Genomic DNA, 25544 nt, shown 5'->3' on the forward strand with positions numbered 1-25544 from the left:
GAATCCGTGGGTTACGCGCCCGGGTCCTCCTGGGCCGCGTGGTTGTACCGCACCAGATAGTCCGCGAACCGCTCCAGGTCCTCCTCCGGCCAGTCCGCGAGGCGGTCGCCGAAGATCTGGCGGCGGTTGACCGTCACCTGGCGCAGCAGCTCGGCCCCGGCCTCCGTCGGTTGCAGGACCTGCACCCGGTGGTCGTCGGGGTCGACGCGGCGGATCACGAGCCCCGCGCGCTGGAGCGCGGCCACCTGGCGGCTGACCGTCGACTTGTCGAGGGCGTAGTGCGCGGCCAGGTCCGTGGCCCGGCAGCCGCCCCGCTCGTCGAGGTGGGCCAGCAGCGAGTACGAGACGAGCGACAGCTCCGGGTGCATCCGCGCGGCGGTGGCCCGCGCGCGCCGGGCGAACGAGGTCAGCTCGCGCTGAATCGTCTCCACGGCGGCCTCGCGGTCGGTCGCACGATCTGAGTGGGCCACGGCGATTCCTTTCGGGGTGCTCGTTGCACTCTACAACCCCCAGGTCAAGAGGGCCTGGCACGTGGCGCGCATCTCTTATGCAACTTGTTGCAAAACCAGAGTGGTGTCCTCTACAACTGACGTGACCGTTCACCGCTCACGGAGGGCCCCATGAGCCGCTATCCGCACCTGCTCGCCCCGCTCGACCTCGGCTTCACGACGCTCCCGAACCGCGTTCTGATGGGCTCGATGCACGTGGGCCTGGAGGAGGCGCCGAACGGGTTCGCACGCATGGCCGAGTTCTACGCCACCCGCGCCCGCGGCGGCGTGGGCCTCATGGTCACCGGCGGCATCGCGCCCAACGCCGAGGGCTGCTCCTTCGAGGGCGGCGCCAAGATGACGGACGAGGCGGAGGCCGCCCAGCACCGCGAGGTCACCGACGCCGTGCACGCGGCGGGCGGGAAGATCGCCATGCAGATCCTGCACTTCGGCCGGTACGCGCACCACGCGGGCCTCGTCGCGCCGAGCGCCGTGCAGGCGCCGATCAGCGCCCACGTCCCGCGCGCCCTCACCGACGACGAGGTCGAGCGGACCATCGAGGACTACGCGCGCGCCGCCGAGCTCGCCAAGTCCGCCGGGTACGACGGCGTCGAGGTGATGGGCTCCGAGGGCTACCTCATCAACGAGTTCATCGTCTCCGCCACCAACCACCGCGAGGACCGCTGGGGCGGCTCCTACGAGAACCGGATCCGGTTCGCCGTCGAGATCGTGCGGCGCGTGCGCGAGCGGGTCGGCCCCGACTTCATCCTCATCTACCGCCTGTCCATGCTGGACCTGGTCCCCGGCGGCTCGACCCTCGACGAGGTCGTGCACCTCGCCAAGGAGATCGAGGCGGCCGGAGCCACCATCATCAACACCGGTATCGGCTGGCACGAGGCGCGCATCCCCACCATCGCGACATCCGTGCCGCGCGGCGCGTACTCCTTCGTCACGAAGAAGCTCATGGGCGAGGTGTCCGTCCCCCTCGTCACCACCAACCGCATCAACACCCCGGAACTCGCCGAGGAGTTGCTCGCCGACGGCGCCGCCGACATGGTCTCCATGGCGCGCCCGATGCTCGCCGACCCGGAGTTCGTGAACAAGGCCGCCGCCGACCGTTCCGACACCATCAACACGTGCATCGGCTGCAACCAGGCCTGCCTCGACCACATCTTCAGCCTCCAGATCACCTCCTGCCTGGTGAACCCGCGCGCCTGCCACGAGACCGAACTGGTCCTGGCCCCCACCCGGTTGAAGAAGCGCGTCGCCGTCGTCGGCGCGGGCCCCGCCGGACTCGCCTGCGCCGTCAGCGCCGCCGAGCGCGGCCACGAGGTGACCCTCTTCGACGCCGCCGCCGAGATCGGCGGACAGCTCAACGTCGCCCGCCAGGTCCCGGGCAAGGAGGAGTTCGACGAGACACTGCGCTACTTCCGCGCCCAGCTCGAACTGCACGGCGTGAACGTGAAGTTGGATACCCGCGTCGAGGCCGACGACCTCGCCCCCTACGACGAGGTCGTCGTCGCCACCGGTGTCAGCCCGCGCACCCCCGCCATCGACGGAGTCGACCACCCCAGCGTCGTCAGCTACCTCGACGTCCTGCGCGACAAGGCGCCCGTGGGCGAGCGCGTCGCCGTCATCGGCGCCGGCGGCATCGGCTTCGACGTCGCCGAGTACCTCACCGACGGCGGCGAGAAGGCGAGCCTGGACGCGGCCACCTACTTCCGGCAGTGGGGCGTCGACATGGACTACACCGACCGCGGCGGTCTCGCCCGGCCCGAGCGGCCCACCCCGCCCCGCCAGGTGCACCTCGTCCAGCGCAAGACCACCAAGGTGGGCGCCGGCCTCGGCAAGACGACCGGATGGATCCACCGCACCGAACTGCGCCACCGCGGCGTCACCATGGTCGCGGGCGCCACCTACGACCTGATCGACGACGCGGGCCTGCACATCACCGTCGAGGGCGAGCGGACGCTCCTCCCCGTCGACACCGTCGTGCTGTGCGCGGGCCAGGAACCGCACCGCTCGCTGTACGACGACCTGGTGGCCGCCGGACGGACCCCGCACCTGATCGGCGGCGCCGACGTCGCGGCCGAGCTGGACGCCAAGCGAGCCATCAAGCAGGGCACCGAGGTCGCGGCGGCCCTGTAGAGACCGGGTGGTCACGTGTCCGGGCCCGCCGGACGCGTGGCCACCCTCCACCGACTCGTACGCTGGGCACCATGTCACTCCCGCACGCGATCCTCACGGCGCTCCTGGAGAAGCCGTCGTCGGGCCTCGAACTGACCCGCAGGTTCGACAAGTCCATCGGCTACTTCTGGTCGGCCACGCACCAGCAGATCTACCGGGAGCTCGGCAAGCTCGAACGCGAGGGCCTCATCCGCGCGCTGCCCACCGAGACCCCCGCACGCGGCCAGAAGAAGGAGTACGAGGTGCTGCCCGAGGGCCGCGCCGAACTCGCCCGCTGGACCGCCGCCCCGCACGACCCCAAGCCGATGCGCGACCCGCTGCCGCTGCGCCTGCGCGCGGCAGCGGTGGTCGGAACGGCGGGCATCACCGAGGACCTGACCCGCCATCTCGCCCTGCACCGCGAACAGTTGGCGACCTACCAGGACATCGAGAAGCGGGACTTCCCGCCGGAGAAGAACAGCGAGGCCGACCGCCTCCAGCACGCGGTGCTGCGCGCCGGCATCGACCTGGAGCGGTTCTGGGTGGACTGGCTGGAGCGCACCATCGCCGAGCTGGGCTGAGAAGCGTCAGCCCCGCTTCCCCGTGACCACCGTCCGCTCCGCCGAGAACGCGCCCCAGGTCCCGTCCGGCAACTGCGCGCGGATCTTCACGCGGTGCTCCACGCGCGCCTTCTTCCCGATGTAGAAGCTGTACGTCGCCGGGCCGGCCGGCGCGCTGTCGCCCCACATCACCGTCGTCGCCTCACGGCCGTCCAGGAACACCTGGTACGCGGGTGCCTCGCCGCCCGTCCGCGGCGGCGTCCACGCCAGGTCGACGTAGTACGCGCCGCTCTTGAGCCGCGTCGACGCCTCGAAGTCCGACGGAGCGGTCCCCGGCCCCTCGGCCCTGCCCTCGGCGGTCGTCAGACGCACGGTCCCGCTCGCGGCCGAGGTGTTGTCGGCGGCGTCCCGCGCCCGCACGCTGAACGCGTACGCGGTGCCCGGCCGCAGCCCGGTCAGCAGCGCCCGCGTCTCCTTCCCGCTCACACTGTGGATCTTCGTGGCGCCCTGATAGATGTCGTACGAGACGATGCCCCGGTCGTCGGTCGCCTTCCGCCACGCCAGCGAGGCGCCCCGCGCGCCGTCCGCCTCCCCGCGTAGCCCGGTCGGCCGGCTCGGCGCGGCGCGGTCCGCCCGCACGGCGGCCGGGGTGGTCACGGAGACCCGGGTGCCCGCGGGTCCCAGCGAGCCGTCCTCGCCGCGGGCGCGCACCGTGAACGTGTAGCGGGACTCGGGGGCGAGCCCGGTGACGTCCACCATGTGCCGCTCGACGGGCAGCTTCCGCACCAACTTGCCGCCGCGGTACACCTCGTAGCCCGTGATCCTCGCCGAGCTGCTGGGCCGGTTCCACATGACGTGCACGGAGGTGGCGCTGCCGGCCTGTGCGGTGATCCCGAGCGGCGGGGACAGGGCGGGCCCCTCGGCGTTCGCGCTGTCGGAGACCAGACCGCAGGAGGTGAGCGCCGCCGCGAGGGCGGTGACGCCGACGGCTCGGGCGAGAAGTCCGGGTGGGGGGAGGCGTCGCACGGAGAGCCTTCCGTTCGAACGGATTGGTACAGACCTGTATGGCACGAGAGGAAGTCATTCCTCAAGAGGTCCGGACCAATAGCCCCGCGCGGCGCCCCCCATTGCTCCTGGTTCCCGCCGCTTTTCCTATTCCTTCCGGTACGTGTACGCCTCCGACGCCGCCGCGGCGACCGCGTCGAGGTCCGCCCCGGTCGACGCGGTGACGACGGCCGCGATCGCGCCCTCCACGAAGGGGGCGTCCACCAGCCGTGTGGCGTCCGGGAGTTCGTCGCCCTCGGCCAGCAGCGCCTTCACCGTCAGCACCGCGCTGCCGAGGTCGACGAGGACCGCGACGCCCGCGCCCCGGTCGACCTCCGCGGCCGCCGCCGAGATCAGCTCGGAGCTGGTGCCGAGGCCGCCGTCGGCGGTGCCGCCCGCCGCCGCGACGGGCGCGGTCGCGCCGCCCCCGGCCAGCCCGGCCGCGAGCCGGGCCACGGACTCGGCGACCTCCCTGCTGTGCGAGACCAGCACGATGCCGACGGTCTTGTCGGGCGCGCTCATGCCCCCGCCCCCGCCTGGTCGACCGCCGTCTCGGCGAGCGCCGCGATCAGCAGCGCCGAGGACGTCGCCCCCGGGTCCTGATGCCCGATGCTGCGCTCACCCAGATAGCTCGCCCGCCCCTTGCGGGCCTGCAACGGGGTGGTGGCCTCCGCCCCGTGCTCGGCCGCCGCCCGCGCCGCGAGGACGTCGCCGTCACCCAGCGCCTCCACGGCCGGGACGAGCGCGTCCAGCATGGTCTTGTCGCCGGGCGCCGCCCCGCCGAGCGCGGCGACCGCGTCGACGCCCGCCTTCAGCGCCGCGGCGAAGTCCGCCTCGCCGACCTCGGCCGCGTCGCCCAGCGTCTTTCCGGTACGGCGCAGCAGCGTCCCGTACAGCGGGCCGGACGCGCCGCCCACCGTCGAGATCAACTGCTTCCCGGCGAGGACGAGGACGGCCCCCGGCGTGTCCGGCGCGTCCTTGTCGAGGGCGTCGCGCACGGCGTTGAACCCGCGTCGCAGATTGCTGCCGTGGTCCGCGTCGCCGATCGGCGAGTCGAGTTCGGTGAGCCGGTCGGCCTCACGGTCCACGGCCGCGGCGGCCGTCGTCAGCCAGCGCCGGAAGAAGTCGGCGTCGAGCACGTGATCTCCTTGCTTGGTAGGTGTCCTGACGTGGCCCCGTACCCGGTGGGGCCCGGTCTCACATGCCCCAGCGCAGCCCGGCCGTGCTGACCGGCGCGTCCCACAGCCGCAGCAGCTCCTCGTCGGCCTGGCAGAGCGTGACGGAGGCCCCCGCCATGTCGAGCGAGGTCACGTAGTTCCCGACGAGCGTGCGGGCCACGGCCACACCGCGCTCGCCGAGCACGCGCTGCACCTCGGCGTTGAACCCGTACAGCTCCAGGAGCGGAGTGGCACCCATGCCATTGACGAGGACGAGCACGGGACTGCTGGGGTTCAGGTCCTCCAGCACGGCGTTCACGGCGAAGTCGGCGATCTCCCCGGACGTCATCATGGGGCGCCGCTCCCGCCCCGGCTCGCCGTGGATCCCGATGCCCAACTCCAGCTCACCGGAGGGCAGATCGAAGGTCGGTGTGCCCTTGGCGGGCGTACTGCACGCGCTCAGCGCCACACCGAAGCTCCGCGCGCTGTCATTAACCTGCCGGGCGATCGCCTCGACGCGCTCCAGCGGCTGCCCCTCCTCGGCGGCCGCCCCGGCGATCTTCTCGACGAACAGGGTCGCCCCGGTGCCGCGCCGCCCGGCGGTGTACAGCGAATCCGTCACGGCGACATCGTCGTTGACGAGCACCTTGGCGATCTGAATGCCCTCGTCCTCGGCCAACTCGGCGGCCATGTCGAAGTTGAGCACGTCACCGGTGTAGTTCTTCACGACGAACAGCACACCCGCGCCACTGTCCACCGCGGCGGCGGCCCGCACCATCTGATCGGGCACCGGCGACGTGAACACCTCACCGGGACACGCGGCGGCCAGCATCCCCGGCCCCACGAACCCCCCGTGCAGCGGCTCGTGCCCCGCACCGCCCCCCGAGACCAACGCCACCTTCCCGGCCACCGGCGCGTCCCGCCGCACGACCACCCGGTTCTCGACGTCCACGGTCAGCTCGGGGTGGGCGGCGGCCATCCCGCGCAGGGCGTCGGCGACAACGGTTTCGGGGACGTTGATCAACATTTTCACTGGTACCTCCGAGTGACGTCTGCTGCTCCCTCGCCAGTATCGACGCAGCGGCCGCGTTGGGCACCCGTTGCGGCCCGACCGTCCGCACGGCCGCGAGCTGTGTTTGACTCAAGATCCATGACGGCTCGGCGGAGGAGACCTGGGTGCCCGAGTACGGCGACGGCGGCGACAACGGCGAACTGCTCGAAGGGCTGCGGGTGGACACCTCCCGGCCGGAGCGGCCCGTCCTGGTCGACGGACAGGGGAAGCCGCTGCGGACCTGGCGGGAGAACTACCCGTACAGCACCAAACTGCCCCGCAAGGAGTACGAGCGGCGCAAGCGGATCCTCCAGATCGAGCTGCTGAAACTCCAGAAGACGGTGCGCGAGCAGGGGCTGCGCGTCGTCGTGCTGTGCGAGGGCCGGGACGCCGCGGGCAAGGGCGGCACCATCAAGCGGTTCACCGAGCGGCTCAACCCGCGCGGCGCCCGCGTCGTCGCCCTCGACAAGCCGACCGGGCGGGAGGCCGGGCAGTGGTACTTCCAGCGCTACGTCACTCAGCTCCCGAGCGCCGGTGAGATCGTCTTCTTCGACCGGTCCTGGTACAACCGCGCCGGGGTCGAACCCGTCATGGGGTTCTGCACCCCCGAACAGCACCGTCACTTCCTGAACCAGGCACCCCAGTTCGAGAAGATGCTCACCGACGACGGCATCGTGCTGGTCAAGTTCTGGTTCTCCGTCTCCCGCGCCGAACAGCGCACCCGGTTCGCCATCCGCCAGGTCGACCCCGTACGGCAGTGGAAGCTGTCGCCCACCGACCTCGCCTCCCTCGACCTGTGGGACGCCTACACCCGCGCCAAGGTCGAGATGTTCCGCGCCACCGACACCGAGCACGCCCCGTGGACCGTGGTCAAGACCAACGACAAGCGCCGCGGCCGCCTCGAAGCGATGCGCCACCTGCTGCTGCGCGTCGACTACGAGTCCCGGGACGAGGACGCCGTGGGCGCCGCCGACCCCCTGGTGATCGGCCCCGCGAACACGCTCCTCGAACCGGGGGAGGACTCCACGGACCTCTCGCCCAGCCGGATCGCCGGTCACGAGGACGGACCCGGCCAGCATCCCCCGGCCTGACGGCCGAAAAGGCACGCCTCCCGGCACGGGAAGATCGCGGGAGCTGGGAGGATGGCGGGCATGGATGTCGAGCGCAGGAACAACGTCACCGTCACGGGCGATCCGAACGGCCCGGTGGTGGTGCTGGCCCACGGCTTCGGCTGCGACCAGAACATGTGGCGGCTGACCGTGCCCGCCCTGGCCGAGGACCACCGGGTCGTGCTCTTCGACTACGTCGGCTGCGGACGCTCCGACCTCTCGGCGTTCTCCGAGCACCGCTACAGCTCGCTGGCGGGCTACGCCCAGGACGTCGTGGAGGTGTGCGAGGCGCTCGACCTGCGCGACGTGACGTTCGTGGGGCACTCGGTCAGCGCCATGATCGGCGTGACGGCGGCCCGCCTCGCGCCCGAGCGGATCACCTCCCTGGTCATGATCACGCCGTCGCCGCGCTACATCGACGACGAGGGCTACCGCGGCGGCTTCACCGAGCAGGACATCGACGAGCTGCTGGACTCGCTGGAGTCCAACTACCTCGGCTGGTCCGCGGCGATGGCACCCGTCATCATGGGCAACCCCGACAGGCCCGAGCTGGGCGAGGAACTCACCAACAGCTTCTGCGCCACCGACCCCGACATGGCGCGCGTGTTCGCACGGACCACGTTCCTGTCCGACTCGCGCGAGGAGCTGAAGGGCGTCAGCGTGCCCACGCTGGTGCTCGACTGCCTCCAGGACGCCATCGCGCCCCGCGAGGTCGGCGCCCACGTCCACGCCGCGATCCCCGGCTCCTCGCGGATCACGCTCGACGCCGTCGGCCACTGCCCGCACCTGTCGGCGGCCGAGGCCACCAACGAGGCGATCCGCGGCTTCCTGGCGGACCTCCGATGATGTGCCGCGCCGACCGGGACTCCGAGCCCCGCGACACCGGGCACGCCGCAGCCGGGCCGAACCCGGACGCGGCGTTCACCGCGCTCCTCGAGGACAGCGCGCAGGAACTCTACGAGCACGCGCCCTGCGGCTATCTGTCCACCCTGATGGACGGCACCATAGCCAAGATCAACACCACCCTGCTGGGCTGGCTCGGTCTGGAACGCGACGCGGTGCTGGGCCGGATGCGCTTCACCGACCTGCTGACCGCCGGCGGCCGGATGTACCACGAGACGCACTTCGCGCCGCTCCTGCGCCTCCAGGGCGAGGTCAACAGCATCGCGCTCGACATCAGGCACACCGACGGCAGCCGCCGCCCCGTCCTCGTCTCCGCCACGGTCAAGTACGGCACCACCGGCGAACCCCTGCTGATCCGCACCACCCTCTTCGACGCCACCGACCGCCGCTCCTACGAGAGCGAACTCCTGCGCGCCCGCCGGGCCGCCGAGGAGGCCGCCCGCCGCGCCGAGGCCGACCGCGCCCGCCTGCAGGAGGCCCTCGCCGCGCTCCAACGCTCGCTGCTGCCCTCCACGCTGCCCGCGCTGCCGGGCATGGAGGCGGCCGCGTACTACCACACCGCCTCGCCCGACCGGCTCGGCGGCGACTTCTACGACGTCTTCCCCGTCGACGGCAAGCGCCACGGATTCTTCCTCGGCGACGTCTGCGGCAAGGGCCCCGAAGCGGCGGCCGTCACCTCGCTCACCCGCTACACGCTGCGGGCGGCGGCGCTGCACGACCCGGACCCCGTCGCCGCGCTGAACACCCTCAACCAGGTACTCGGCGAGCGCTACACCGGCGACGACCCCCGCTTCTGCACCGCGATCTTCGGCATGCTCGAACCCGCCACCGACTCCGGCCACGTCACCGTGCGCCTCGCCTCCGGCGGCCACCCGCCCGCCCTGGTGCTGCGCGGCGACGGTACCGCCGACTTCCTGCCCACCCCCGGCGGCCTGCTGGTCGGCGCGCTGCCCGAACCGCACTTCGCGGCCACCACGACGACCCTCGCGCCGGGCGACACCCTGCTGCTCTACACCGACGGCCTCATCGAGGCCCGCACCGGCGCCGACCGCACCAGCCTCTACGGCGAGGACGCCATGCGGGCCTTCGTCACCGCGCACGCGGGCCGCTCCCCGCGCGACGTCGTCGAAGCGCTCACCGGGCTGCTCGCCGGCTTCGGCGACGGCCTCGACGACGACACCGCCCTGCTCGCCCTCGGCGTGCCCGCCACCACCCCGTACGACCCCGACCCGAAGACCACGTCATGAAGCCGCTGCACACCACCACGCACGACACCCCGGCCGGACCCGTGATCCGGATCGGCGGGGTGCTCGACTACGACACCGCTCCCGAACTGCGCTCGCGGCTGAGCGCTCTCGTCCTGCGCTCCGGGGACCGGCTCGTGCTGGACCTCACCGCGCTGGAGTTCTGCGACTCCAGCGGCATCGCCGCCTTCCTCGCGGCCCGCAACCACGCCCAGGCGGCCGGCGCGGACGTCGGTCTGGACGCCGTACCCGAGAAGACCCTGAGGCTGCTGCGCGTCATGGGGCTCGACGAGGTCTTCGGGGCGTCGGCCCGCCGGCCCGGCTCCCCGCGCGAGGCCTGAACGCACGCCGTACTGCCGCCGTTTCGCAGGAGTTGGGAGCCGAAGCGGGGGCATTCGGCTGACATGGTTACTGGATCGGCGACACCAGGTCTCGGACGGGCTCGCAGTGCGGCGAAAAGCCCCGCGGTCGCGATGGCGGCGCGCGCCGGCTTCATCGGCCGGGGCGTCATCTACCTTCTGATCGGTTTCCTCGCCCTGCGCATCGCCTTCTCCGACGGTGGCAGCGGCAAGCAGGCGGACCGCAGCGGTGCCGTGGCGGAGATCGCGGAGAAGCCCTTCGGCATGGCCCTGCTGTGGCTGCTCGGCATCGCCCTGGTCGGCATGGCCGTGTGGCGCCTTTCGGAAGCGGCCTTCGGACAGGCCGGTCCTGACGGCAGGAAGCCGAGCAAGCGGGCGATGGCCGCGGGCCGCTTCGTCTTCTACGCCTTCGTCTCCTACTCCGTGCTGTCCTTCGCCGCCGGAGAGAAGTCGAGCGGCGGCAACAGCTCCGACAAGAGCTCCAAGGACGTCACCGCGAAGGCACTGGAATGGCCGGGCGGACAGTGGATCGTCGCCGCCGCGGGACTCGCCGTCGCCGGGGCCGGTGTCTGGATCGGAGGCCGGGCCCTGATGCGCAAGTTCCACAAGCACCTGAAGATGTCCGAGCTCACCGGCCGCACGCGCAAGGGCGTCGACTTCCTCGGCGTGTTCGGCGGTACCTCACGCGGCATCGTCTTCGCCGCCGCGGGCGCCTTCGCCGTCACCGCCGCGGTGCGGCACGAGCCGGGCCGGGCCAAGGGCATCGACGACACGCTGCGCTCCTTCACCGACACACCGGCCGGGCCGTGGCTGCTCGCCCTGATCGCCGTGGGGCTCGTCGCCTTCGGGTTCTTCTCGTGGGCCAACGCCCGCTGGCGCAAGGTCTGACGCGCCGTCCCGCCGTGTTCGGGGGCCCGGCCGACCGCCGGGCCCCCGCTCCCGCCGATCACAGGAAGTGCTGGATGGCGCGGGTCGCCTTCTCCGCGGCGCGGAAGGCGACCGGCCGCCGGTTCCACCGGTCGGGCCGCACGCGCATGCTGTGGGAGACGTCGCGTTCGTAGTCGGCGTCCAGCGTGGCGGTGAACTCCTCGTCGAGCACGGCGAGCATGACCTCCTCGTCGTGGTTCATGGACCGCCGGTTGAGGTTCGTGGAGCCGACCAGCGCCGCGATCCCGTCGACCGTGACGACCTTGCAGTGCAGCATGGTGCGCTGGTACTCGCGCACGACGACGCCGCACTCCAGGAGCCGCGCGTAGTAGTGGCGCCCGGCGATCCGGCTGACCTCCTTGTCGGTGTGCGGACCCGGCACGAGCAGTTCGACCTCCACGCCCCGCGCGGCAGCCTCGCAGAGCAGCCCGACGAAATAGGCGTCGGGGGAGAAGTACGCGGTCGCCAGGCGCAGCCGGGTCTGCGCGGACTCGATCACCACGCGCAGCAGCGTCTGCATGTCCTGCCAGCCGATGCTGGCGGAGCCGCGCACCACCTGCACGACGGCGTTCCCGCTCGGCTCGTGCTCGATGAACCGGTCCTGCTCGTCGAAGAGTTCGTCGTGGCACTCGGCCCAGTTCTGGGCGAAGGCCGCGCAGACGCCGTCGACGGCCGGCCCGGTGACCCGTACGTGGGTGTCGCGCCACTCGTTCGGGTTGCGGGCGTCGCCGCACCACTCCTCGGCGATGCCCACGCCGCCGGTGAACGCCGTCCGCTCGTCGACGACCAGGACCTTGCGGTGGCACCGGTGGTTCTGCTTGAACGGCGACAGCAGCAACGGCTTGCGGAACCAGGCGACCTGCACCCCGGCCTCGTCCATCAGCGCGAGGAGTTCTCCCTCGATGGTGCGGCTGCCGAAGCCGTCCAGGAGCAGCCGCACGCGGACACCCGCGCGGGCGCGCGCGGCGAGCGCGTGCGCGAAGTCACGGGCGATCTCGCCCCGCCAGTACACGAAGGTCATCATGTCGATCGTGTGCTGGGCGCCCTTGATGGCGTCCAGCATCGCGGGGAAGATCTCCTTCCCGTTGCGCAGCGGCGTGAGCGCGTTGCCCTCCGTGGCGGCGATGCCTATCAGCCGTTCCAGGCGCCGCCGCAGCCGCAGACTCGACGCCTCCGTGCCGGCGGCGGCGTCCGCGACGGTACTGGTGGGGGCAGGGATGCTGGTGGTCACGGGTGCTCCATGGATTCGGGGGCAGGGGCAAGACATCCACTGCCCCGTCACGCCGTCTTCACGCGATGCCGTGCGACACGTTTAGTCCCGCGCGCAGCGGCCACGCGAAGGTCAGCACTGAAGTCCACTGAACGGATGGTGAACGGCATGACCGCGAGTGAGAAGGCCAAGGCCCAGGCGGAGCAGGCCGCGGGCGCCGTCATGGAGGCCACGGGACGCGCCGTCGGCAACGAACGCCTCAAGGCCAAGGGCCGCGCGGCCAAGTCCCTGGGGGCGGCCCGTCAGGGCAAGGAGTCCGCGAAGGACGTCGGCCGGCACTGAGCCGCCGCCCACCCCATGACGAATCCCGGCGCGGGGACGGCCCGAAGCGGCCGTCCCCGCGCCGCCGTTCGTGTGCGGCACAATGCGGCGATGGACGCACCCAAGTTGGAACTCGCACTGCAGAGGTATCAGGACGCCGTCTCCGGACTGGACGCGGCCCGCACGGACCTGGAGGCCGAGGCGGCCGCCGTCCTGCGGTCCGAGGACGCCACGGCCGAGGACTGGTCGCACGTGTCACGGCTCACCGGCTGGACCGAGGACGAGCTGCGCCGGCTCGTCGACGCGGCACGCCAGGTCGACCTGCCGTAATTCTCCGGGCCGCCGAATGACGCGGAGGAACGTGGTTTGCGGAAGGCGGGCGGGAGCACACGGTCGGCAGGAGCTTCGTGGTCCGTCCCGTGGCAGGTGGCGGTGAGGCGTGCCTGAGGGGCACGCCGTCCTCACAGGGTGGGCCCGGCCTTCAACGGCCGGGCCCACCTTTTCTGTTGTGATGTACGCGAAGTGGCACAAGGAAAGGAAACACAGAGCACGTGCTGGACCGGATCCGAAATTTTGGTCAGTGGTGGAAGCGGGCGTGGCGCTCGTCCGGGCACGAACGTGCCACCGTGCTGTTCGTCGTCAAGTGCGCGCTGGCCGCGACCTTGGCGTGGTGGGTCTCGCACGACCTCATGAACGCGACGTCGCCCGCGTTCGCGCCGTTCTCCGCGGTGCTCACCATGAACGCGACGATCTACACGTCGGTCTGGCAGTCGCTGCGCTACACCGGTGCCGTCACGGTCGGCGTGGCGGTGCAGGCCGCGATCGGCTTCACCGCGGGACCCGACCTGTTCGCCTTCGTCGTGGTCGCGCTGGTCGCGCTGTGCGTCGCGCAGTGGCCGGCGCTGGGGGAGCAGCGCTCCCAGGTCCCGACGGCGGCCTTCTTCGCGTTCTCGACCTACGCCTCGGCCACCTCGACGGGGCAGAGCGCGAGCCAGCTCGGGCAGATCATCCTGCTCGTCGTCATCGGCTGCGGCATCGGCCTGGTCGTGAATCTGTGCATCGCGCCCCCGCTCCGCTACCGCAGCGCCGAACACGGTCTGCGTATCCTCGCCGCCGAGATCGAGACGCTCCTCGACGACATGGCGGAGGGGCTGTGCACCGGCGGCGTCGACGAGGACCGCGCCGAGGAGTGGCGCACCGCGGGCGGCCGGCTCCAGAACGCGGTCGAACAGGCCCGCAGCGGGCTCGACATGGCCGAGAACAGCGTGCCCCTCAACCCGCGCCGCCTGCTGCCCGCGCACCGCGGCTACCTCGGGTTCGGCCGCTACCGGGACACGCTCGACGCGCTGGAGCGGGCGGTCTACCAGCTCGCCTCGCTCACCCGCAGCCTCGGCCGGTGGCGCGAGACGGACGACACGTACACCTACGCGCCGGTGCTCGAGAAGTACGCGGACTTCACGCGCCGGCTGCGCGACATCGCCCATGTCGTCGCCGAGATCGACAGCGACACCCTCGACGAGCAGGCCGACGAGATGTGCCGGCTGGCGAACACGGCCCAGGAGGCGCGGGAGCGGATCGTCGAGTCGGCGCGCGAGCACGAGCTGCCGCTGGCCGACTCCACCCGCCCGTACGGCGTCCTCGTGGTCGAGGCGACCCGTCTGATGGAGGAGTTCCAGCACACCTGCGACGTCCTCAAGGCCACGGCGGACGCGTAGGGCCTGCCGTTCGGATCGGGCGTCCGGGACGCCGTCCGCACACGAAGGCGGGGCCGCACCGTGCGAAACGGTGCGGCCCCGCCTTCGTGCCGGAACTCTCGCCCCAGGGGGAGACGGTGTCACTCGGTGGCGAGCAGGCCGTCGCGAAGCTTGTTCAGGATGCGCGAGATGAGACGGGAGACGTGCATCTGCGAGCAGCCGAGCTCGTCGGCGATCTCCTGCTGGGTGCGCTCCTCGACGAAGCGCAGATGCACGATGGTGCGGTCGCGTTCGTCGAGTTCGGCGATGAGCGGGGCCAGCGCGTGGAAGTCCTCGACGAGCTCGAAGCGCTCCTCGTCGACGCCGATGTAGTCGGCCAGGACGCTCTCGTTCTCGTCGTCCTTGCCCATCGCGGCGGCGTCCAGGGACATCGCGTTGTACCCGTTCACCGCCTTCTGGGCCTCGGCGACCTCGGCGGGCTCCAGCTGCATCAGCTCGGCGAGCTCCTGCGTGGACGGCGACCGCCCCAGCCGGGTGCTCAGCTCCTCGGTGGCCCGGGAGAGCTCGACACGAGCCTCCTGGAGGCGCCGGGGCACGTGCACGGCCCAACTGGTGTCGCGGAAGAACCGCTTGATCTCACCCGTGATGTAGGGCACGGCGAAGGAGGTGAACTCGACCCCGCGGGTCAGCTCGAACCGGTCGATCGCCTTGATCAGGCCGATCGTGCCGACCTGGATGATGTCCTCCATCTCCTCGTGCCCACGGTGCTTGAACCGCGACGCGGCGTACTGCACCAGGGAGAGGTTCATCTCGATCAGTACGTTGCGCACGTACTGGAACTCGTGAGTCCCCTCCTCGAGCCGGGTGAGACGATCGAAGAAGTGCCTGCCCACCTCGCGGGCGTCCCGCGGTGCTATCGAAGCCGGGTCGGCATAGGCACGCTCGATCAGGTTCTGCTCAGTCCGTGAGGCCGAGTGCCGGGTGTGTGCGGACGCCGTCACGGTGGTCATTGCGGGTGTCCCCCTCGCTGGTTCGGATGGGTGCTTCGCTGACCTGCGTGTGCCCGCCTTTACGCCGGGCAATCCTGGTGATCCTCCATATTCTCCGGCGAGTTCGTTCACGAGGTGGTCACAAGGGCCCCGGCCGCCCCACTGACCGTGCCTCAGGCGGCCAGCCGGGCGGCGTCGATCGTCACCGTGACGGTCTTTCCGGCGTCGTCCAGCACGATGTCCACGTGAGTACTGAGGCGGCTGACGATGGTCCAGCCGAAGCCGCCGGACCGCTCGGGCGCGCGGGGCAGCGGGGCCGGCGGGGCGGGGCTGTGGTCGCTGACGCGCACCGTCAGGACCTGGCCGTCGAGCTGGGCGTCGAAGTCGCTGACGCCTCCGGCGTGCAGCATCGCATTGGTGATCAGTTCGCTGGTCACCAGGCAGGCGTCCTGACACAGTCGCTCCGCCGTACAGGCGGGCAGGCTGTCGCACAGGGGCTGGAGCACCGACCTGACCCGGCTGCGGGCTTCGGGGCAGGTCACGCGCTCCGCCTGGGGGGTTGGAGCGCTCATGGGAAAGCCTTCCTTCGTCGTGCGGTTCGTGGCTCTCGTTGAGTGTTCCGTTCGCATTCCCGCTTCTGCGGGACGAAACACGCGACGCCCCTCGCGGCCGGGACGAATCCGGCCGACGGCCGGTTGACAGTGCGGTGGGCCCATGGTTGGGTACGGGGCCACCTGCGGTTTGAACGCTCGTTAAACGACGGCGTCCACGCCCGTGGTACGCGTGCCCAGTTGCGAGGCGGACTGGGCGGCCCAGCAGATCGGAGCATCGTGTCCACTCGACCCGCAGGTCACAAGGCCATCATCGAGGCCGCCCGCGAAGAGTTCTCCGAACAGGGTTACGGGGCCACCTCCATCCGCGACATCGCGGGGCGCGCCGGAGTCAGCCTGTCCGCGCTGTACTACTACTACAAGGGCAAGCAGGAACTGCTCGTCGCCATCCTCGACGAGGGCCTCGACGCCTACTTCGGCGCCTGCGGCACCGCCCTCGAACAGGCGGGCGACGACCCGGCGGAGCAGCTGGAGGCGCTCGTCACGGCCACGGTCCAGTTCCGTATCGAGCACCCGGTCAAGAGCAGCATCGTGCTCACCGAGGGGCGCAGCCTGGAGCCCGAACACCTCGCCCGCTACCGCAAGAACGAGGAGCGCGGCACCCAGCAGTTCCGCGAGGTCATCGAACGCGGCGTCGCCGACGGCGTGTTCCTCACCCCGTACCCGGACGACGCGCGCCGCGCCGTCATCGCCATGTGCAACGCCATCGCCCAGTGGTACCGCCCCGACGGCGAGGTCACCCCCGACGAACTCGTCGAACGGTACGTGTCCCTGGCCCTCACGGTGGTGGAGTACCGGCCCAGGTCGGTACGGCGCCCGGCGCGGAAGTAGCCCTCGGGCCCGCACCGCTCAGGGCGTGGGGACCGGGGCGCCCAGCCGGTAGCCGTCGGTGGAGAACGCCGCCGACACCGCGAAGCGGTCCGCGCGGACCAGGGTCTGGCGCCACTCGACCTGACGGCGCGCGGCGTCGTGGCCCAGGCGGTCGATGGCGAACAGGGCGGTGGACTCACGGCAGTCCAGCAGCTCGCGCTCCGCGCGCGTGGGCACGACCGCCCGGATCCGCTCCCAGCCGCCACTGATGCGGGTACGGCAGTGCCGCTCCAGCTCGTCGTAGAGCGCGGTGTGCGTGAAGTCGACCGACAGCAGCGGCCGGGCGAGGTCCGCCGGGAGCCAGACGCGGTCGACCGCGAGCGGCTCCCCGTCGGCGAGGCGCAGCCGTTCCAGGTGGACGAGCGGCGTGGACTCCTCAAGGCCCAGACGGGCGGCGATGACACCGTCGGCGCGCTCGTCCAGGCGGCGCACGACACTGCGCTGAACGGCCCCGACCTCCTCGACGGAGCGGAAGAGGCTGTACGCCTCGCCGACCTTCTGCTCCAGCGGCCGGCTCGCCGCGAACCGTGAGACGCGCCCCCGCTGCGCCGTCACCAGACCCTCGGCGCGCAGCGTGCGCAGCGCCTCGCGGACCGTGTGCCGGCTCACCCGGTACTCGGCGACGAGATCGTGCTCACCGGGGAAGACGTCGCGGAACTCGCCGTCCTCCAGGCGCCGCAGCAGGTCGGCGCGGAGCTGGGACCACAGTGGCCTGCCCTTGGTGCGGGTGAGCGGGCGGGGGCCGGACTGGGAGCTGCTGGTGGGCACGGGATGCATGCTCGTTCATTTGCGGAGGCGGCGCAAACCCCGTGCCACCTCACACGACGGCGTCGATCAGCATGAACGCGGCCGTCCCGAGCAGCAGCGCCGCGAACGCCCGCCGCAGGGTCCGACTCGACAGTCCTGCCGTCAGCCGCTTGCCGTCCCACGCGCCGAGCACCGCCGCTCCGATGAACGGGCCGAGCACCGCGGGGTTCACGGAGAGCCCGTGTGTCGTCAGGCGCGTCGTGAGGGACACGAGCGAGTTGAGGAGGGTGACGACGAGGCTGGTACCGACGGCCGCCCGCATCGGCAGCCGCAGGACCGACACCAGGGTCGGCACGGCGAGGAAGCCGCCGCCGACCCCCAGCAGACCGGTCACGGCTCCGAGCCCCGCCCCCGCGCCCGCCGTCCGCGCCGGTCCGGGCCCGCGCGTCGGTGCGTCGACGGGAGCGGTTGGGCCCGCCGGGACGGTCGCCGCCACCACCCGCGTCACACCCTCGCGCACCCGCGTGCCGCGCAGCATCACCACGGCCGCCACCGCCGCCAGCACGGCGAACGCCGCGGTCAGTACGGCCTGCGGCACGCGGTGCGCGAGCACGGACGCCGCCACGGTCGGCGCCACGCCGACCGCCGCGAACAGGACGCCGGTGCGCCAGCGGACGGTGCCGGTGCCCGCGTGCCGGGCGAGGGCGGTCGCCGAGGTCACCGTGACGACGGCCAGGCTGGTGGTGCCCGCGTCGGCGGGGGAGACACCCAGCAGATACACCAGGGCCGGTACCGCGAGCACGCCCCCGCCGCCGCCGAGCCCGCCGAGGGCGAGGCCGACGACGGCGCCGCACACCACGGCGAGAATCAGGACGTTCACGCGCGGCCGCCGCCCCCGCGGGACGGGTGCGCGACGGGACCGCGCCACGCGGCGAACCCACCGCGCAGGTCGTCGGCGCGGAAGCCGCGGGCCCGCAGCACGGAGGCGGCCACGGACGACCGGTTGCCGCTGGCGCAGACCACGACGATGTCCTGCTGCGACGTCAACTCACCCAGCCGCTTTACCAGTTCGGGCAGCGGGATCCTGTGGGCGCCCGGCACGGTGCCGGTGTCGTCGATCTCGCCGGGGCCGCGGACGTCCAGCACGGTCACGGGGTCCGCGCTCCCGGCCGCCAGGCGCTCGGCGAGGGCCTCCGGCTCCACCCGTGGCACCGACACCGGCTCCCCGGCCCCGCGGGCGCCGGGGCCGGGCAGGGCGCCGAGCACCCGGTCGAAGCCGATGCGGCCGAGCCGGTTGCGGGCCTCGCGCGCGCGGTCGGGCTCGCCGCACAGGACGAGGTCGGCCCCGGCCGGCAGCACCTCTCCGCAGAGTTCGGCGAAGCGGCCGCCGAGCGGGACGTTGACCGATCCGGGCAGATGGGCCGCGGCGAAGGCGTCGGGGGCGCGGGTGTCGAGGACGAGCGCGCCGCCCGCGCGGACCCGCCGTACGGCGTCCGGGGTGAGGTCGGGGACGGGCGCGTCCTCGTCGAGCACCGGACGGGCCTGGCGGTTGCGCGCGGACGTGAACGGGAAGTAGGCGGGCGCGGTGGGCTGGCCGGAGGTGACCGTCCCGACGAAGGCGTCCTCCGTCATGTCGGCGAGCGCGGCGTTGGTCCGGCGCTGGACGCCGATGGTCGAACTGGCCTCGCTGGACAGGTTCTTGCCGCAGGCCGAGCCCGCCCCGTGGGCCGGGAGGACGCGGGTCTCGTCGGGGAGGGTGAGCAGGCGCTCGCGGGTGGAGCGGTAGAGGGCGCGGGCCATCTCCTCGGCGGACCGGCCGCGCGCGCTCAGCAGATCGGGACGTCCCACGTCGCCGATGAAGAGGGTGTCACCGGTGAGGACGGCGTAGGGCACGGGGTCGTCGGCGTGCGCGCGGACGAGCAGGCAGATCGACTCCATGGTGTGTCCCGGTGTGTGCAGCACCTCCAGGTCGACCGAGCCGAGACTCAGGTGGTCGCCGTCGTTCAGCGGGTCGGTGTCGAAGTCGACGTCGGCGGCGGCGCCGTAGGAGATCCGGGCGCCGGTGCGCGCGGCGAGTTCCAGGTGGCCGGAGAGGAAGTCGGCGTGCACATGGGTCTCGACGACGCGCTCGATGGTGAGGCCGTGGTGTGCGGCGGTGGCGAGGTAGTCGTTGACATCACGCCGCGGGTCGACCACGAGCGCGCGGCCCGTGGTGCGGTCGCCGACGAGGTACGAGGCGTGCGAGAGGCAGTCGACGTAGAACCGTACGCAGATCAGCGGGCCGGTGCCGAGGTCGGTCGCGGGTGCGGTGCCGTCGTCGGCGACGGGCTCCTTGGGCATGACGAACTCCTGTGACAGGGAGGGGTTTTGCGGGGGAGAGGGAGGGGGTTACGCGAGTCCGCGCAGCATGAGGTTCCAGTACAGGAACGGCAGTCCGTGCCGCTTGAGGTACCACATGTCGGTGCGCTCGCGGACGGTGTCGATCAGCGGGATCGACGGCGCGGGCCGCCCGCTGTAGTCGAACTCGGCGAGCAGCATCTTGTCGCGGGCGGTCGTCAGCGGGCACGAGGAGTACCCGTCGTACGTGGCCGTGGGCGGCCGGCCGTGCATCGACGCGAGCAGGTTCTCGACGACCACCGGTGCCTGCTTGCGCACGGCCGCGCCGGTCTTGGAGTTCGGCGAGGAGCCCGCGTCACCGAGCGCCCAGATGTTGGGGTACCGGACGTGCCGCATCGTGTGCGGGTCGATCTCGACGTATCCGGCCGGGCTCGCCGGGTCCGCGAGCGGCCCGCGCTTGATCCAGTTCGGGGCGCTCTGCGGCGGCACCAGATGGGCCATGTCGTACGGCAGGGTCTGCGCGCGGCCCGAGCCGATCTCGGTGACGACGACCTCCCGGGCCTCCGGGCGCACTTCGGTGACCTCGCTGCCGTAGTGGACGTGGATGCCGTACCTGCGGGCGACGCCCTCCAGGACCCGGGCGAACTCCGGGACGCCGAAGAGGGTGTCCGCGGGGATGACGAGGTGCACGTCGATGCGGCCGAGGACGCCCTGCCCGCGCCAGTGGTCGGCGGCGAGGTAGGCGATCTTCTGCGGGGCGCCGCCGCACTTGATCGCGCCCGACGGCATGCTGAACACCGCGCTGCCCGAACGGGTGTCACGGATGAAGCGCCAGGTCAGAGGCGCGGTGTGGGGCAGATAGTTGCTGGAAAGACCGTTCTGGCCGAGCCCGGCTTCGAGGCCGGGCACCCCGTCCCAGTCCAGCTGGATACCGGCGCAGACCACGAGGTGGTCGTAGTGCACGACACTCTCGTCGTCCAGGGTCACCTCCTGCGCCTGCGGATCGACGGCGACCGCGGCGCGCCGGATCCACCGGACGCCCTTCGGCAGCGTGGACCGCTGCGGGCGGACGCTCTCCCGCAGCGGCGCCCGGCCGCCGCCCACCAGTGTCCACAGGGGCTGGTAGTAGTGCCGGTCGCTCGGTTCGAGCACGGCGACGTCCCGCTCTCCGGCGCGCCGGAGCCGCGCCGCGACCGAGATGCCCGCCGAGCCGCCTCCGACGATCACCGTCCGGTGGTGCTGCCTGGTCACCAAGGGAAAACCTCCCCGTCCCTCGCCGCAATGTACGTACATCTACGCTAGGGCCTCTTTCGACGCACGGACAAGCGGGTTCGGGGATTCTGGCTGGACCTGTACGTACATTTGCGACCGGGAGCGAGGGCTTGCCGTCGTACCCCCGCTCGACTAAGCAGGCCATGAGCCGGCGCCCGACCGGGCGCGCGGCCACCGACAGAGACGGGGAACGAACCCATGCGCGTCAAAGCCCTCGATCACCTGGTCCTCAACGTGACCGATGTCGACAAGTCGCTGGAGTTCTACACCGGGCGCCTGGGCCTCGCGCCCGAGCGGGTGGAGGAGTGGCGGGCCGGAAAGGTGCCGTTCCCGTCCCTGCGGATCGACGACAGCACCGTCATCGACCTGTTCGCCGCTCCCCGCATCGAGTCCAACGTCGACCACTTCTGTCTCGTCGTCGACCCGCTGGACTGGCAGGAGGTCATCGACTCCGGTGCCTTCGACGTCCTGGAGGGGCCGGTGCCGCGCTGGGGCGCCCGGGGGCAGGCGCAGTCCGTGTACATCAAGGACCCGGACGGCAACACCGTCGAACTGCGCTGGTACCCGCAGGGCGCCGAGGGTGCCTGACCAGCCCCGCTTCTTCCGGCCGACACTTAACTGAACATTGAACACTGCTCCGTTGACTGGCTTGGAACGGCCGTGCGACGGTGAGTCCGAGGTGCCTCTCCTCCTTGCCCAGGCCCCACCGACGGCGGGCCGATTCGAGAACGGGAAGCGGATACTGTGACGCTCGGACACGTTCATGCCGATCAGCCCACCGACGCACCGGCCGACGGGGACCGCAGCCTCGGGGCGGCGCAACTCGACGTCTACGAGAAGGAGTTCGCCGCCCGGCCCGCCAACCGGCTGATGCAGAACGCGGTGACGCAGACGCCGGTCGACGACATCGCGCTCGACCGGCGGATCGTCACCTCCATCGACCACTCCGTCTCGCACCACCTGGACGACTGGAAGGTCACCAACCAGAAGCGCAGCGGCCGCTGTTGGATGTTCGCCGGGCTCAACCTGCTGCGTGTCGGAGCCGCCGAGAAGCTCGGGGTGAAGGACTTCGAGTTCTCCCAGAACTACGTGCTGTGGTGGGACAAGTTCGAGCGGGCGAACCACTTCCTCGAAAGCGTCATCGCCACCTCCGACCGCGATGTCGACGACCGCACGGTGGCGCACCTGCTCGACGACCCGATCAGCGACGGCGGGCAGTGGAACATGTTCGTGGCGCTCGTCGCCAAGCACGGACTGGTCCCCAAGTCGGCGATGCCCGAGACCGAGAGCTCCTCCGCGACCGGACCCATGAACCGGGCCCTCATGAGCCTGCTCCGGCAGGGCGCCCGCGATCTGCGCCGGGCGGCGGCCGAAGGGGTCGAGGCGCAGCGCGCCCGCAAGGCGGAGGTGCTCGGCGCCGTGCACCGCGTGCTCAGCATCCACCTCGGCACGCCGCCGCGGAGGTTCCTGTGGCAGTGGCGCGACAAGGACCAGGAGTTCCACCGCGACGGCTGGACGACCCCCGTCGAGTTCGCCGAGGCGTACGTGCGGATACCCCTCGACCAGTACGTGTGCCTCGTCCACGACCCGCGCGAGTCCAGCCCCGTCGGCCGCACCTTCACCGTCGAGCACCTGGGCAACATCGTCGAGGCCCCGCCCGTCGTCTACCTCAACGTGGAGATGGAGCTGATCAAGCGCCTCAGCATGGAGGCCCTCGTCGGCGGCGAACCCGTCTGGTTCGGCTGCGACGTCGCCCAGATGATGCGCCCCGACCTCGGCATCTGGGACGCCGAACTCTTCGACTACGCGTCCGTCTACGACGCCCGGTTCCAGCTCGGCAAGGCGGACCGGCTCCTCCACCACGAGACCCAGATGACCCACGCCATGCTCTTCACCGGCGTCGACGTCGTCGACGGCGCGCCGCGCCGCTGGCGGGTCGAGAACAGCTGGGGCGACGACAAGGCCGACAAGGGCTTCTGGACGATGAACGACTCGTGGTTCGGCGAGCACGTCTTCGAGGTCGCGGTCCGCCGCGACGCCCTCCCGCCGGAGCTGTCCGCGGCTCTCGACGAGCCGCCGATCGTGCTGCCCGCCTGGGACCCGATGGGCGCGCTCGCCGACTGAATCGCCACCCATGGTGATGCGCCGGGCCGGCCCCCGCGAGCGACGCGGCCGGCGGGCCCGGCGGCGCGCCTCACTCCGCCTCTCACTCCGCCTCTCCCTCCACCAAGGCCCACAGGGCCCCGCGCTCCTCCTGCGCCACGTACCCCGCGTAGTAGTCGTACAGCGTCCGTCGTGAGATGCGGGACGCCGCGAGGCCGTCGCGGGCGCGGATGGCGGTCAGGACCTCCTGGTGGTGGCGGAGCGAGGTGCGCATCAGGGACTCGCGGTGGGTGGCGTGGGCGACCTTGTCGGCGATCAGGGTGAGGACCGCGCCGCGGACCACCTGGTTGGAGACCTCGATCAGCGCGTTGCGGCTGGCGCGCGCGACGACCTCGTGGAACGCCACGTCCGCCGCGCTGAACTCCTCGTAGCCCGCGTCGATCGCCGCGGCCATCGCCGTCACCGTGCGCTCCATCTCGGCCAGTTCGTCGTCCGTGCGCAGGTGCGCCGCCAGTTGGCTCGCCGAGCCGTCGAGGATCATGCGGAACGAGATCAGCTCGGCGATCGAGACGGTGTCGAAGCGGGCGAGGCGTGTCATCTCCTTCGCCAGGCCCGCCGTGGTGAACGGCAGGATCTCCGGGCCCCGCGGATCGCCGGGACGGGACCGGACCAGGCCGTTGCTCTCCAGGACCCGCAGCGCCTCCCGCACGGTGGGCCGGCTCGCGCCGAACTGCGTCACCAACTCCCGCTCGCTCGGCAGACGCTGACCGGGCTTGAGGGCGCCGGAGGCGATCGCCTGCTCGATCTGCTCGACGATGCGCTGGTACAGCCGCACCGGCGCGACCTGCTGGAACCGCGCCCCCTCCGACGTCACGACGCCACCCCCGCCGCGCCCCCGGGACTCGCGTCCGGCCAGCGGGGAACCGCCCCGGCCGGACGGACCCGCTCGTACCAGGCCGCCGCCCGCAGCACCCCGGCGTCGTCGAAGCGGCGCCCCGAGAGCTGGACGCCGATGGGCCGGCCGTCCGCCGTGAAGCCGCAGTTGACCGTCGCGGCGGGCTGGCCCGACATGTTGTACGGCGCCGTGAAACCGATGTGGGACATGGTCCTCCCCGGCTCCATGAACGGCATCGGCCGCTCCGCCGCGAACGCCGCGACCGGGGCCACCGGCGACAGCACGATGTCGTGGGGGAGCGTCGCCGCCACCGTCACGGACTGGATCCGCATGATCTGCTGGTAGCAGTGCAGGACCCGGGTCCCGGACACGTCCGCGCCCTCCCGGCACCAGCCCATGACGTACGGGTGGACCCGCAGCGCGGCCTCGGGGGACAGCTTGCGCAGGTCGTTCCAGGAGCGCACCCGCCAGAACAGGTCCAGGTCGTCCAGGAGTTCCTGCGTCATGAAGGGGTCGAGGGGCTCGACCGTGGCGCCCGCCGCGGCGAACACCTCGGCCGCCGCGCGCACCGCCGCCACCACCTCCGCGTCGAGCGGCCCGCCGCACCCCGCGTCCAGATGCAGGCCCACCCGCAGCCCGCGCACCTCGCCCGGGGGCAGCGACCAGTCGACGTCCTGCGGCGGCAGGCTCGTCCAGTCCCGCGGGTGGGGCCCGCTCAGGACGCGCATGAACAGCGCCAGGTCCGCCACCGTCCGCGCCATCGGCCCCGCCGCCCGCCCCAAGTACGGGGTGTCCAGGGGGACTCGGCCGTCGCTCGGCTTCAGCGTGGCGAGCCCCAGCCACGTACCGGGAAGCCGGATCGAGCCGCCGATGTCCGAGCCGACGTGCAGCGGCCCGTACCCGCCCGCGGCCGCCGCGCCCGCGCCGGAACTCGAACCGCCCGTCGTCCAGGCCGGGTTCCACGGGCTGCGCGTGATGCCGTGACGGCTGGAGACGCCGGAGGAGAGCATGCCCCAGTCCGGCATGACCGTCGAACCGAGCACCGACGCGCCCGATTCCAGGACCCGTTCGGTGATCGGCGCGTCCCGCTCGGGGACCACCGGCTCCACCCCGGCGTTGCCCGACGGCATGGGTACGCCCCTGCGGGCGATGTTCTCCTTGAGGGTGACCGGCACCCCGTCGATCGGACCGAGCGGCGCGCCAGCCGCCCAGCGGGCCTCGCTCGCCTCGGCGGCCTTGCGGGACTCCTCCGGGTCACGCACCCAGAACGCGTTGAGCACGTCCTCGCGGGCCTCGATCACCGACTGGACGGCGTCGTGGACCTCGACGGGCGACACCGAACGGTCGGCGAAGCGGGCGGTCATCTCGACGGCGGACATGGTGGCCAGGTTCTGATCGGTGAGCATCCGCACCCTCCCTCTTGACAGGTACCGCCCCAGTCGTCACGGTACCTGTCAAGTGAGCTTACTGGTCAGGCCAGTTGTGGC

Annotated in this window: 27 protein-coding genes; 13 read left to right on the forward strand and 14 right to left on the reverse strand. The window is 71.9% G+C overall.

Going from position 1 to position 25544, the window contains the following annotated elements; all coding sequences use genetic code 11:
* Nucleotides 1–11: 11 nt before the first annotated feature.
* Nucleotides 12–470: a MarR family winged helix-turn-helix transcriptional regulator gene (locus ACYBSK_RS14390; protein WP_457477459.1), complete on the reverse strand. Its 459-nt coding sequence runs from the start codon at nt 468–470 to the stop codon at nt 12–14.
* A 150-nt stretch (nt 471–620) separates the two neighbouring features.
* On the opposite strand from ACYBSK_RS14390, the gene ACYBSK_RS14395 reads away from it, so the two are divergent.
* Together ACYBSK_RS14395 and ACYBSK_RS14400 are read left to right on the forward strand one after the other, a co-directional pair.
* Complete coding sequence (locus ACYBSK_RS14395) at nt 621–2636, forward strand: NADPH-dependent 2,4-dienoyl-CoA reductase (RefSeq protein ID WP_457477460.1); 2016 nt, start codon at nt 621–623, stop codon at nt 2634–2636.
* Between the two features lie 71 nt (nt 2637–2707).
* A complete protein-coding gene (locus tag ACYBSK_RS14400; RefSeq protein ID WP_460246332.1) occupies nt 2708–3235 on the forward strand; it encodes a PadR family transcriptional regulator in 528 nt (175 codons plus the stop codon).
* A 6-nt stretch (nt 3236–3241) separates the two neighbouring features.
* Here the strand turns inward: ACYBSK_RS14400 and ACYBSK_RS14405 are convergent, their stop codons facing one another.
* From ACYBSK_RS14405 to dhaK, 4 genes are all read right to left on the reverse strand, one after another.
* Complete coding sequence (locus ACYBSK_RS14405; protein WP_460246333.1) at nt 3242–4240, reverse strand: fibronectin type III domain-containing protein; 999 nt, start codon at nt 4238–4240, stop codon at nt 3242–3244.
* A gap of 126 nt (nt 4241–4366) precedes the next feature.
* The gene (locus ACYBSK_RS14410) at nt 4367–4780 is read right to left on the reverse strand and encodes a PTS-dependent dihydroxyacetone kinase phosphotransferase subunit DhaM (RefSeq protein WP_457477463.1); all 414 of its coding nucleotides are present in this window, start codon (nt 4778–4780) and stop codon (nt 4367–4369) included.
* Entirely contained in the window at nt 4777–5397 is a 621-nt protein-coding gene (gene dhaL / locus ACYBSK_RS14415; protein WP_460246334.1) for a dihydroxyacetone kinase subunit DhaL, read from the reverse strand. Before dhaL ends, ACYBSK_RS14410 begins: the two co-directional genes overlap by 4 nt.
* 58 nt (nt 5398–5455) lie before the next feature.
* The gene (gene dhaK / locus ACYBSK_RS14420; protein WP_460246335.1) at nt 5456–6448 is read right to left on the reverse strand and encodes a dihydroxyacetone kinase subunit DhaK; all 993 of its coding nucleotides are present in this window, start codon (nt 6446–6448) and stop codon (nt 5456–5458) included.
* 143 nt (nt 6449–6591) lie between these two features.
* Here dhaK and ppk2 point away from each other — a divergent pair, with 143 nt between their 5' ends.
* The 5 genes from ppk2 (at nt 6592) to ACYBSK_RS14445 (ending at nt 10969) form a co-directional block, all read left to right on the forward strand.
* Nucleotides 6592–7557: a polyphosphate kinase 2 gene (gene ppk2, locus ACYBSK_RS14425; RefSeq protein ID WP_460246336.1), complete on the forward strand. Its 966-nt coding sequence runs from the start codon at nt 6592–6594 to the stop codon at nt 7555–7557.
* A 60-nt stretch (nt 7558–7617) separates the two neighbouring features.
* A complete protein-coding gene (locus ACYBSK_RS14430; protein ID WP_457481747.1) occupies nt 7618–8421 on the forward strand; it encodes an alpha/beta fold hydrolase in 804 nt (267 codons plus the stop codon).
* Nucleotides 8421–9725, forward strand: coding sequence for a SpoIIE family protein phosphatase (locus tag ACYBSK_RS14435; protein WP_460246337.1), 1305 nt, complete (start codon nt 8421–8423; stop codon nt 9723–9725). Before ACYBSK_RS14430 ends, ACYBSK_RS14435 begins: the two co-directional genes overlap by 1 nt.
* A complete protein-coding gene (locus tag ACYBSK_RS14440; protein ID WP_457477468.1) occupies nt 9722–10063 on the forward strand; it encodes an STAS domain-containing protein in 342 nt (113 codons plus the stop codon). Before ACYBSK_RS14435 ends, ACYBSK_RS14440 begins: the two co-directional genes overlap by 4 nt.
* A gap of 132 nt (nt 10064–10195) precedes the next feature.
* Nucleotides 10196–10969 carry a DUF1206 domain-containing protein gene (locus ACYBSK_RS14445; protein WP_460246338.1) on the forward strand — a complete coding sequence of 258 codons (774 nt, stop codon included), beginning with the start codon at nt 10196–10198 and terminating at the stop codon, nt 10967–10969.
* A 58-nt stretch (nt 10970–11027) separates the two neighbouring features.
* Here the strand turns inward: ACYBSK_RS14445 and ACYBSK_RS14450 are convergent, their stop codons facing one another.
* Nucleotides 11028–12239, reverse strand: a complete 1212-nt coding sequence (locus ACYBSK_RS14450) for a phospholipase D-like domain-containing protein (RefSeq protein WP_457477470.1) — start codon at nt 12237–12239, stop codon at nt 11028–11030.
* Between the two features lie 147 nt (nt 12240–12386).
* Between ACYBSK_RS14450 and ACYBSK_RS14455 the strand changes: the two genes are divergently transcribed.
* The 3 genes from ACYBSK_RS14455 (at nt 12387) to ACYBSK_RS14465 (ending at nt 14254) form a co-directional block, all read left to right on the forward strand.
* Nucleotides 12387–12560, forward strand: a complete 174-nt coding sequence (locus ACYBSK_RS14455) for a CsbD family protein (protein ID WP_457477471.1) — start codon at nt 12387–12389, stop codon at nt 12558–12560.
* 90 nt (nt 12561–12650) lie between these two features.
* Nucleotides 12651–12869 (forward strand): hypothetical protein, encoded by a 219-nt coding sequence (locus ACYBSK_RS14460; RefSeq protein WP_457477472.1) that lies wholly within the window; start codon nt 12651–12653, stop codon nt 12867–12869.
* Between the two features lie 221 nt (nt 12870–13090).
* Entirely contained in the window at nt 13091–14254 is a 1164-nt protein-coding gene (locus ACYBSK_RS14465; RefSeq protein WP_457477473.1) for an FUSC family protein, read from the forward strand.
* 119 nt (nt 14255–14373) lie between these two features.
* On the opposite strand, the gene ACYBSK_RS14470 is transcribed toward ACYBSK_RS14465, so the two are convergent.
* Complete coding sequence (locus ACYBSK_RS14470) at nt 14374–15243, reverse strand: SigB/SigF/SigG family RNA polymerase sigma factor (protein WP_457477474.1); 870 nt, start codon at nt 15241–15243, stop codon at nt 14374–14376.
* 152 nt (nt 15244–15395) lie between these two features.
* The gene (locus tag ACYBSK_RS14475; protein WP_457477475.1) at nt 15396–15794 is read right to left on the reverse strand and encodes an ATP-binding protein; all 399 of its coding nucleotides are present in this window, start codon (nt 15792–15794) and stop codon (nt 15396–15398) included.
* Nucleotides 15795–16052: 258 nt separating this feature from the next.
* Here ACYBSK_RS14475 and ACYBSK_RS14480 point away from each other — a divergent pair, with 258 nt between their 5' ends.
* The gene (locus tag ACYBSK_RS14480) at nt 16053–16664 is read left to right on the forward strand and encodes a TetR/AcrR family transcriptional regulator (protein ID WP_457477476.1); all 612 of its coding nucleotides are present in this window, start codon (nt 16053–16055) and stop codon (nt 16662–16664) included.
* A gap of 18 nt (nt 16665–16682) precedes the next feature.
* Here ACYBSK_RS14480 and ACYBSK_RS14485 read toward each other — a convergent pair whose 3' ends face one another.
* Genes ACYBSK_RS14485 through ACYBSK_RS14500 form a run of 4 tightly spaced genes read right to left on the reverse strand, consistent with a single transcriptional unit; the run spans nt 16683 to nt 21041 of the window.
* Nucleotides 16683–17480: a GntR family transcriptional regulator gene (locus tag ACYBSK_RS14485; protein ID WP_457477477.1), complete on the reverse strand. Its 798-nt coding sequence runs from the start codon at nt 17478–17480 to the stop codon at nt 16683–16685.
* A 40-nt stretch (nt 17481–17520) separates the two neighbouring features.
* On the reverse strand, nt 17521–18330 hold the full coding sequence (locus tag ACYBSK_RS14490) for a sulfite exporter TauE/SafE family protein (protein ID WP_460246339.1): 810 nt from the start codon (nt 18328–18330) through the stop codon (nt 17521–17523).
* Nucleotides 18327–19790, reverse strand: coding sequence for an MBL fold metallo-hydrolase (locus ACYBSK_RS14495; protein WP_460246340.1), 1464 nt, complete (start codon nt 19788–19790; stop codon nt 18327–18329). Before ACYBSK_RS14495 ends, ACYBSK_RS14490 begins: the two co-directional genes overlap by 4 nt.
* A 48-nt stretch (nt 19791–19838) precedes the next feature.
* On the reverse strand, nt 19839–21041 hold the full coding sequence (locus ACYBSK_RS14500) for an NAD(P)/FAD-dependent oxidoreductase (RefSeq protein WP_460246341.1): 1203 nt from the start codon (nt 21039–21041) through the stop codon (nt 19839–19841).
* Nucleotides 21042–21257: 216 nt separating this feature from the next.
* On the opposite strand from ACYBSK_RS14500, the gene ACYBSK_RS14505 reads away from it, so the two are divergent.
* Nucleotides 21258–21647, forward strand: coding sequence for a VOC family protein (locus ACYBSK_RS14505; RefSeq protein ID WP_460246342.1), 390 nt, complete (start codon nt 21258–21260; stop codon nt 21645–21647).
* A 156-nt stretch (nt 21648–21803) separates the two neighbouring features.
* Entirely contained in the window at nt 21804–23183 is a 1380-nt protein-coding gene (locus ACYBSK_RS14510) for a C1 family peptidase (protein ID WP_460246343.1), read from the forward strand.
* A gap of 82 nt (nt 23184–23265) precedes the next feature.
* On the opposite strand, the gene ACYBSK_RS14515 is transcribed toward ACYBSK_RS14510, so the two are convergent.
* On the reverse strand, nt 23266–24036 hold the full coding sequence (locus ACYBSK_RS14515) for a FadR/GntR family transcriptional regulator (protein WP_460246344.1): 771 nt from the start codon (nt 24034–24036) through the stop codon (nt 23266–23268).
* Nucleotides 24033–25463 carry an amidase gene (locus tag ACYBSK_RS14520; protein WP_460246345.1) on the reverse strand — a complete coding sequence of 477 codons (1431 nt, stop codon included), beginning with the start codon at nt 25461–25463 and terminating at the stop codon, nt 24033–24035. The genes ACYBSK_RS14515 and ACYBSK_RS14520 overlap by 4 nt, the downstream gene beginning before the upstream one ends.
* Nucleotides 25464–25544 lie beyond the last annotated feature (81 nt).

The sequence above is a fragment of the Streptomyces sp. BYX5S genome (assembly GCF_054724165.1).

What these genes read in the sequence shown, in the direction of transcription:
- ACYBSK_RS14520 (WP_460246345.1), bottom strand. Translation starts at nt 25,463, where the DNA reads ATGCTCACCGATCAGAACCTGGCCACCATGTCCGCCGTCGAGATGACC.
- ACYBSK_RS14440 (WP_457477468.1), top strand. Translation starts at nt 9,722, where the DNA reads ATGAAGCCGCTGCACACCACCACGCACGACACCCCGGCCGGACCCGTG.
- ACYBSK_RS14435 (WP_460246337.1), top strand. Translation starts at nt 8,421, where the DNA reads ATGTGCCGCGCCGACCGGGACTCCGAGCCCCGCGACACCGGGCACGCC.
- ACYBSK_RS14400 (WP_460246332.1), top strand. Translation starts at nt 2,708, where the DNA reads ATGTCACTCCCGCACGCGATCCTCACGGCGCTCCTGGAGAAGCCGTCG.
- ACYBSK_RS14395 (WP_457477460.1), top strand. Translation starts at nt 621, where the DNA reads ATGAGCCGCTATCCGCACCTGCTCGCCCCGCTCGACCTCGGCTTCACG.
- ACYBSK_RS14430 (WP_457481747.1), top strand. Translation starts at nt 7,618, where the DNA reads ATGGATGTCGAGCGCAGGAACAACGTCACCGTCACGGGCGATCCGAAC.
- ACYBSK_RS14495 (WP_460246340.1), bottom strand. Translation starts at nt 19,790, where the DNA reads ATGCCCAAGGAGCCCGTCGCCGACGACGGCACCGCACCCGCGACCGAC.
- ACYBSK_RS14460 (WP_457477472.1), top strand. Translation starts at nt 12,651, where the DNA reads ATGGACGCACCCAAGTTGGAACTCGCACTGCAGAGGTATCAGGACGCC.
- ACYBSK_RS14485 (WP_457477477.1), bottom strand. Translation starts at nt 17,480, where the DNA reads ATGCATCCCGTGCCCACCAGCAGCTCCCAGTCCGGCCCCCGCCCGCTC.
- ACYBSK_RS14410 (WP_457477463.1), bottom strand. Translation starts at nt 4,780, where the DNA reads ATGAGCGCGCCCGACAAGACCGTCGGCATCGTGCTGGTCTCGCACAGC.
- ACYBSK_RS14455 (WP_457477471.1), top strand. Translation starts at nt 12,387, where the DNA reads ATGACCGCGAGTGAGAAGGCCAAGGCCCAGGCGGAGCAGGCCGCGGGC.
- ACYBSK_RS14505 (WP_460246342.1), top strand. Translation starts at nt 21,258, where the DNA reads ATGCGCGTCAAAGCCCTCGATCACCTGGTCCTCAACGTGACCGATGTC.
- ACYBSK_RS14470 (WP_457477474.1), bottom strand. Translation starts at nt 15,243, where the DNA reads ATGACCACCGTGACGGCGTCCGCACACACCCGGCACTCGGCCTCACGG.
- ACYBSK_RS14475 (WP_457477475.1), bottom strand. Translation starts at nt 15,794, where the DNA reads ATGAGCGCTCCAACCCCCCAGGCGGAGCGCGTGACCTGCCCCGAAGCC.
- ACYBSK_RS14445 (WP_460246338.1), top strand. Translation starts at nt 10,196, where the DNA reads ATGGCGGCGCGCGCCGGCTTCATCGGCCGGGGCGTCATCTACCTTCTG.